Genomic DNA, 8304 nt, shown 5'->3' on the forward strand with positions numbered 1-8304 from the left:
CGATAACGGTGTGTCAGTCAACATTATGGAAACTGACATACCGCTATCGCGAGCAGGCTCACTCCTACAAGGAGCTATGTGGTGGGTTTGGGATCCGGTTTCGCCAGGAAGGTGTAGACACACGGCAGCACGAACAACGTAAACAACGTGCCAATCGACATCCCCGTGGCGATCACCATGCCGATATCAAACCGGCTGACCGCTCCCGCGCCGGTCGCCAGAATCAGCGGCACCATGCCGAACACCATCGCCGCCGTGGTCATCAGTACCGGACGCAAGCGAATCGCCGCCGCTTCCTCCACGGCTTCGCGGGCAGTCAGGCCCTTGTCCTTGCGCAACTGGTTGGCGAACTCGACGATCAGGATGCCGTGCTTGCTGATCAGGCCGATCAGCGTCACCAGCCCGACCTGGGTGTAGATGTTCATGCTCGACCAGCCAAGGAACAGCGGAATCAGCGCGCCGCAAATCGACAGCGGCACCGTCACCAGAATCACCAGCGGATCACGGAAGCTCTCGAACTGCGCGGCCAGCACCAGAAAGATGATCGCCAACGCCAGGGCGAACGTGACCCACAAGGCACTGCCTTCCTGCACGTACTGGCGCGAGGCGCCGCCGTAATCGAAGGCAAATCCTGCCGGCGCTTCTTCACGGGCAATCTGCAGCACGGTATCGATGGCTTCGCCCATGCTCACCAGCGGGAAACCGGAAATCTTCGCCGCGTTGAGCTGCTGGAACTGGTTGAGCTGGCGCGGTCGTGCGCGGTCGCTGACCTTGATCAAGGTCGACAGCGGCAACAATTCGCCCTGAGTGTTTTTCACGTAGTAGTTGTTCAGCCAGTCGGGGTTGTCGCGGTAGGCCCGTTCGACCTGGGCGATGACCTTGTAGCTGCGCCCGTCGATGGTGAAGCGGTTGATCTCCGCCTCGCCAAGCAAGGTCGCCAGCGTGCCGCCCAGATCGAGCATCGATACGCCCATCTGCGCAGCCTTGTCGCGGTCGATATCGACCACCACTTCCGGTTTGTCGAACGCCAGATCGAGGTCGACGAAGGCGAACTTGCCCGACTCCATGGCGCGCTTCTCGATGCGCTCGGCGACTTGCAGCAGCAACTCGTAGTCATTGGCGGTGTTGACCACGAATTCGAACGGCAACCCTTCACCGGTGCCGGGCAAGGAGGGCAGGTTGAAGCCGAAGATCTGCAAGCCGGGAATACTCTCCAGCTTGCTCTGCACCTCGGGGAGGATTTCCATCTGCGTACGGCCGCGCTCGTTCCACGGTTTGAGCAGGAAACCGCCGATGCCGGCCTGCACGCCGTTGTAGCCGTTGATCTGGAACGAAGAGTAGTACTCGGGAAACTCTTTGAAGATGGTGATGAATTGGTCGGTGTAGGTGCTCAGGTAGTCGAGGTTGGTCGGCTGCGGCGCGCTGGCCATCATGAAAATGATGCCCTGGTCCTCGTCCGGCGCCAGTTCCGACTTGGTGAACTTGAGGAACACCGGAATCAGGCACAGCACAATCACCGCGAACACCAGCACCACCGGCCGGGTATTGAGCGTGCCGTGCAGCATGCTCTGATAACGGCGCTTGAGGCCTTCGAAAACCCGGTCGAGACGATGGGCCAGTCCGCTGGGATTCTCTTCGTGGCGCAGCAGAAACGCGCACATCATCGGCGAAAGGGTCAGGGCGACGACGCCGGAAATCACCACTGCGCCGGCCAGGGTCAGGGCGAACTCCTTGAACAGTGCTCCGGTCAGCCCGGTGAGAAAACCGATCGGCGCGTACACCGCCGCCAGGGTGATGGTCATCGACACCACCGGCATGGCGATCTCGCGCGCACCTTCCAGGGCAGCATCGAACGGCGTCTTGCCTTCTTCGATGTGCCGGTGGATGTTTTCCACCACGACGATCGCATCGTCCACCACCAGACCGATGGCCAGCACCATTGCCAGCAGCGTCAGCAGGTTCATCGAGTAACCCATCATCTGCATGAAGAACATCACGCCGATCATCGACAGCGGGATGGTCACCACCGGGATCACCACCGAGCGCAGTGCGCCGAGGAACAGGAACACCACGACGATGACGATCAGTACCGCTTCGAACAGGGTTTTCACCACCTCATCGATCGAGGCTTGAATGAACAGTGTGGCGTCGTAGGCGATTTCGCTTTTCAGGTTCGGCGGCAGCTGCGCTTCCAGCTCGGGCATCAGCTTGCGCACTTCCCTGATCACGTCCAGCGGGTTGGCCCCCGGCGTGGCCTTGATGCCGATGTACACCGACGGCGTGCCGCCGAACGAACTGATCGAGTCGTAGTTTTCCGCGCCCATTTCCACCCGCGCGACATCGCGCAGCAGCACGCGGCTGTCGCCGTCGACCTTGAGCGGAATCGCCGCGAAGGCTTCGGCGGATTTCAGTTCGGTGTTGGCATTGATGCTGGTGACGGTGTACTCGCCTTTCACTTCGCCGGCGGCGGAGAGGAAGTTGTACTGACGCACCGCCGCGGTGACGTCGGCGGCGCTGAGGCCGAAGCCGGCGAGTTTCACCGGGTCGAGCCACAGGCGCATGGCGAACACTTGGTTGCCGAGGATCTCCGCTTCGGCCATGCCCGGCAGCGTCGCCAGTTTCGGCTGGATGACCCGCGACAGGTAGTCGGTGATCTGCGGGTTGCTCAGGTCCTTGCTGAAGAAACTGATGTACATCAGCGCCGAAGCGTCGGCAGATTCCTTGCTCAGCACCGGGTCTTCAGCGTCCTGCGGCAGCTTGTTCTTGACCTCGTTGGCCTTGGCCAGCAACTCGGTGAACAAGCGGTCGGTGTTGGCGCCAATGCGCGCGTAAATCGAGATCACCGAGAAGTTCTGCCGGCTGACCGAGGTCATGTAGTCGATGCCCTCGGCGCTGGCCAGGCTCTGTTGCATCGGTTGGGTGATGTAGCCCTGAATGGTCTCGGCGTTGGCCCCGGGGTAAGCCGTGGTCACCGTGATCAGGGCGTTTTCCATTTGCGGGTACTGGCGCAGCGGCAGCTTGCTCCAGGCCTGGAAGCCCAGCAGCACAATCAGCAGGCTGACCACGGTGGCGAGCACCGGGCGGCGGATGAACGGATCGGTAAAAGCCATGGGGATTCCTTGATCAGTCGGCGCGAGGCGGACTGTTCTGCTCGCCGAGGGTCTTGTCGTCGCTGATGGCGATGTGGGCGCCGTTGTCCAGTTTGATCTGGCCAGCCGTCACCACCTGTTCGCCGCTCTGCACGCCCTTGTTGATCATCACCAGGCCATCGCGTCGTTCACCGGTCTCGACGAAACGACGTTCGGCGATCAGCAGCGGTTGGCCGTTGTCATCCTTGGCGACGCTGCCGTCTTCGGCTTTTTTCTGCCCGACCACGTACACCGAGTTGCCGTACAGGGTGTAGGTGATCGCGCTCTCCGGCACCACGATGTGTTTCTGCGGATCGGGCAGCAGCACCTCAAGGCTGGCGAACATCCCCGGCAGCAGCTTGCCGTCGGGGTTGGCCAGGGTGGCGCGGACGAGAATGTTGCGCGTGGTGCTTTCGACGATCGGGTTGATCGCGCTGATCTTGCCGGTAAAGTTCTGCCCCGGGTAAGCGGCAACGGTGAACTGCACGGGCTGGCCGATGGCGAGTTTCGGCACCGCTTGTTCGGGCACATAGAAGTCGGCGTAGAGGCTGCTCAAGTCCTGCAGCGTGGCGATTTTGGTGCCGCTGGCGAGGTAGTCGCCGACGTCGACCTGACGGATGCCGATGGTGCCGCTGAATGGCGCGAGGATGCGCTTTTTCGCCAGTGACGCGTTGAGCTGATTGACCGTGGCCTTGTTCTTTTGCAGCACGGCGGAGAGGCGGTCGTATTCGCCTTTGGAGATCGCGCGGCTGTCGACCAGTTGCGCGCCACGGCCGAAGTCCAGTTGCGCCAGGCCGAGATCGGCGCGGGCGGTTTCCAGCAGGGCGGTTTCCACGGCGCTGTCGAGTTGCAACAACGGTTGGCCGGCCTTGACCTTCTGCCCGGATTCGAATTTGAGTTCAGTGACGGTGCCGGCGACTTCCAGGCTCAGATCAACGCCTTGCAGCGCCTTGAGCGAACCGACAGTGGGCAAACGCATCTGCCACGGCTGTTCGCCGGCCGTGGCCACGGCGACGCTGATGGGTGGTTTCGGTTTGGAAAAGCCCTGGATCATCGTGTAGATCGAAAAGGCCTTGTACCCGCCCAGCACCAGGACGAGTAGCAAAACAACACCCAACATGATCAGCATGCGGCGACGCAGCATATGTCCAGTTCCTTGGATAAATCATGAGACAGGCGGGCACATTACTCCGAGTACAGGGGGGATTCCAACTGGCAGTTATTACAGGTGCTGCACACCCGAATCCATGTGGCGAGGGAGCTTGCTCCCGCTGAGGCGCAAGGCGGCTCCTCTTTTTGTGCAAAAGCGGGGCCTGCTGCGCAGTCCAGCGGGAGCAAGCTCCCTCGCCACAAATCGGGTGGTGCCTAGGCCATCAGATGAAGATGGTTATCCCAGAGCCCCGCCGGCAATTCCAGCGGCTTGGCCAGCAGTTGTTCCTGGCGGCAATCGTAGTAGCGGCAGCGGCCCTGACCCGAGGTCACGACAAATCCATCCTTCACCGCACCGACGCCTGCGCAATCAGGCAACGGCGCATCGAGGCGCAGTTCGCCGCTGTCCAGATCCCAGATAAAGAAGCGGTTGCCACGCGGCGCCGTCAACGCGACCAGACGCAGATCGCTGTGCACCGCGACGCTGGCGGTGTAGTGCCCCATCGCCTGCAACTGTTGCTCGGCCACCGGGAACGCCACGAACGGTTGCCCCGGCCGTTTGATCGCCAGGAGCTCCGAGCGCTCGTGGGACGGCCCCATGAATTGCTGGCCGGCGACGATGGTGCCGTCACTGGCAATGCCCAGGTGACGCACGCTGTTCATCTGCTGGGCGAGGGTTTCCTTGCTCAGCAACGTGCCGTCGCGCTGCATCAGCACCAGGCTGGGCTCCATGGCGTTGAGGTTCATGTCGACGCGGCTTTCCGCCTCGGTACGAATCCCGCCATTGGCCACCACCAGCGTCTCGCCATCGGGCATCCACGACACTTGATGCGGGCCGAGGCCATGGGTGGAAATCTCGCCCGTGTGCACCAGCCGCTCGCCTTCGAACTTGTACACGCCGAGCAGGCCACGGCCGGGATCGGACGTGTCGTTCTCGGTGGCGTAGAGGTATTCGCCGTCCTTGTGCACCACGGCGTGGCCGTAGAAGTGCCGGTTCGGTTGCGAGGTCACGGTCTGCAGCAACTTGCCGTCGCGCAGATCGATCAGGTAACTCTCGGTACCCGGACGCCGCGCAACGAACAGCGCCAGCGGCTGCGTCGGATGATTGATGATGTCGTGGCATCGCTGACCGACGTGGGTGGCGAACACCCGCGTGCCGTCGAGCCGATAACCGACGGCGTAATGCTTGCCGTCGCTGTCATCGCGCGCCGACAACAGCAACGGGCTCTGATCCTTGCGTTTGAACAGCGTCCAGCCGCCCAGGGTCACTGCTCCCAGCAGTGCACTACCTAAAGTCAGAACCTGACGTCGCAGCATGGCACTCGCCCTCATCAGTCACCGTCGTTGGCATTGAAGCCCAGTTGGATGCCCAGCGCCTTGGCCAGCTCGCCTTCATGCAGGCGATGGACGACGTTGAGGCTGTCGTAGATATCGTTGAGTTGCTGGCGACCGGGGTCGTCCTCGAGCATTTCGCCGAGCGAACGCTGGGTGCTGTCGAACAGCTTCAGCGAGGCGGCATAAGCGGCGTCGATCTTGTCCGCCAGGGGTTTCTGCTCGGCTGGCAACAGCCCGCGCAGGCCTTTGTTGTCGACGCCTTCCCAAACGGTTTTGGCCGCGGCAAGGCTGGCTTCCAGTGCGGTCAGCGACGACTGGCTGCGCCACGCATCCGCCTGGAACGGCTGCGGCACGCCTTTGCTCTGACGGCCCATCGGCGTACCGAGTTTTTTCTTCAGGGTATCCAGTGCAGTGACTTGTACGCGTAGCAGATCGGCAATCGCTTCGTGGGAGTCGGCGTAGCGCTGGTTGGGGAACTTGCTCATCTGCGCGAGCATGCCGTCGGTGTTGTTCCAGCCCTGCAGAATTTCTTCGGCCAGTTGCTTCTGACGCTCGCCGATAGCGATCAACAGCGGGCAGTACTTGGCTTTCTGCGCGTCGTTGGCGACGTCAGGCTTGGCGTCAAAAAGGATGTATTCGTAAGCCGACAGGCCTTGCACCACGACGCTGGATTTGGCCAGCGCTGCGGCATCGATCTGCGGCTGGGCGACGACCAGTTGCTCGACCTGACGGCCGACGAGGTTTTTCTTGTCCGGCCAGAACTGCACTTGCCACGAACGATTGCCCTCGGCCAGCGGACCGATCAGCAGCGGTTGCAGCTCGGCCCAGGCTTTCTGCGCGTGGAGGAAATCGGCGCGGGCGGTTTCCAGGCTTTCCTTGCCCTGGCAGTAGGCGAGGGCGCTCACCGCCAGTTGCCGGTCGGCTTCGACCCAGCGGGTGTAGGTCGGCAGGATCACCGATTTGGCGATCGCCGCTGAGGTGACCGCTTGCGGATCCTGCGGCGAGCAGGCGCCGAGGGCGAGCGCGGCAAGGCTGGTGAACAGTAACTTGGGACGGAACATGTCGGGCTCCCGATGCGTTTTCAGTATTTAAAGTGAGTTCAGAAATGCCAGCAACGCAGCGCGCTGCTCGGCATTGAAAGACAAAACCTGTTGCTGCGCAGCCGTCGCTTCGCCGCCATGCCAGAGCACCGCTTCGAGCAGGTTGCGAGCGCGGCCGTCGTGCAAAAACTGCGTGTGGCCACTGACCGCTTGCGTCAGGCCGATGCCCCACAGCGGCGGCGTGCGCCAGTCGCGGCCGGAGGCCTGAAATTCCGTGCGGTTGTCCGCCAGTCCTTCGCCCATGTCGTGCAGGAGCAAATCGCTGTACGGACGAATCACTTGATTGGCCAGCTCAGGTTCGGCGGCGTTGGCGGCGGTGGTGTATTTGGGCGTGTGGCACGACTGGCAACCGGCCTGGAAAAACAGGTTCTTGCCGGCCAGCACCTGTGGGTCGTTGACGCCACGGCGCGCCGGCACTGCCAGATTGCGGCTGTAGAACAGCACCAGACGCAGGATGTTGTCGCTGACTTCCGGTTCGCCGTCCGGGCCATTGCCGTTCGGCGCCTGTTTGCAGGCGGTCTGCGTCTCGGTGCAGTCGTCGAAAGGCCGCAGGCTGGTGCTCAGGCCCATGTCACCGGAGAACGCGTGAACATTCTGCTGGTTGAGATTCGGCTGCCCGGCTTTCCAGCCGAACCGGCCGATCACGGTTTTCTGCAACTGGTCATCCCAAACCCGGTTGGGCCGGCCATTGATGCCGTTGTTCTCTTTCGCCTGGGCGGCGGCGTTGGCGAGGATCGCCTCTTCGGGGATTGCTTCGAGCAGGCCCAGACCAATCATCGGCGGTGCCACCCGCGCGGAAAAACGCGTGTCCGGATGCATCGGGCCGTAACCGAGTTGAGTGATCTGCAGGGTCGGTTTGCGCAACTCCACTTGCGTGCCGTCCTTGAACCGTACGGGCACTGGCGTGTAGTCGACGCGCACCTTGCCTTCCGGGGCGACGCCGGGCACGGCCATGTCCTGGAACTGCCCGCCATACACCGGCTCCGGCACCACGCCGAGCTGTTCGATGATTTTGGCGTAGGGCGGCGCGTCGGGAATCGACAGGCGCACCAGCATCGACACCGCATTGGTCGCATCAGGGGCCGGCGGATGACCGCGACCGTCCTTGATGTGGCAGTTCTGGCAGGCGTTGGTATTGAACAACGGGCCGAGGCCGTCGCGCGCCGTGGTGGTCGACGGCGCAATTACCCACGGGCTGCGGAAGAAGCTGTTGCCGACACTGAAATCCACCCGCCGCGACGGCGGCAGGTTGGCCGATGGCAGGGAGAACGCGTTCTGATCACTCTTGCGCACGGTCGCCGCACCGCCCGATCGCGCTTCACCCGGCTCGGCCTTGGTGAAACGCGGGGCGTCATCGCAGGCACTCAGGCCCAGGGCCAGCAACAGTGCGGACAAGCGAAGCGGCAACGACGGCATCAGACATCCTGCAAACGGGCGAAAACAAAGGCGCAAAGTCTAACAGGGCAGGGGAGTTTGAATAAGAGGAATTATCGTTTGCTTGATATCGCGCAAATCTGCAGACCCATGCCAAACCCCTGTAGGAGTGAGCCTGCTCGCGATAGCGGTCTGGCAGTTGACGAATTCGTAACTGG

Annotated in this window: 5 protein-coding genes; all 5 read right to left on the reverse strand. The window is 62.3% G+C overall.

All coding sequences use genetic code 11. The annotated features are described in order from the left end of the window. Positions 1-74 precede the first annotated feature (74 nt). Positions 75-3110: a multidrug efflux RND transporter permease subunit gene (locus DCO47_RS23785; protein ID WP_116659049.1), complete on the reverse strand. Its 3036-nt coding sequence runs from the start codon at positions 3108-3110 to the stop codon at positions 75-77. A 13-nt stretch (positions 3111-3123) separates the two neighbouring features. Continuing rightward, positions 3124-4272, reverse strand: a complete 1149-nt coding sequence (locus tag DCO47_RS23790) for an efflux RND transporter periplasmic adaptor subunit (RefSeq protein ID WP_064365075.1) — start codon at positions 4270-4272, stop codon at positions 3124-3126. A gap of 221 nt (positions 4273-4493) precedes the next feature. After that, positions 4494-5594, reverse strand: a complete 1101-nt coding sequence (locus tag DCO47_RS23795) for a DUF1513 domain-containing protein (protein ID WP_116659050.1) — start codon at positions 5592-5594, stop codon at positions 4494-4496. A 14-nt stretch (positions 5595-5608) separates the two neighbouring features. Next, positions 5609-6673, reverse strand: coding sequence for an imelysin family protein (locus tag DCO47_RS23800; protein ID WP_116659051.1), 1065 nt, complete (start codon positions 6671-6673; stop codon positions 5609-5611). A gap of 27 nt (positions 6674-6700) precedes the next feature. Beyond that, entirely contained in the window at positions 6701-8128 is a 1428-nt protein-coding gene (locus DCO47_RS23805; protein WP_116659052.1) for a di-heme oxidoredictase family protein, read from the reverse strand. Between the last annotated feature and the right edge of the window lie 176 nt (positions 8129-8304).

This window comes from Pseudomonas sp. NDM (assembly GCF_003105095.1).
GTDB classification, from domain to species: Bacteria; Pseudomonadota; Gammaproteobacteria; order Pseudomonadales; family Pseudomonadaceae; genus Aquipseudomonas; species Aquipseudomonas moraviensis_A.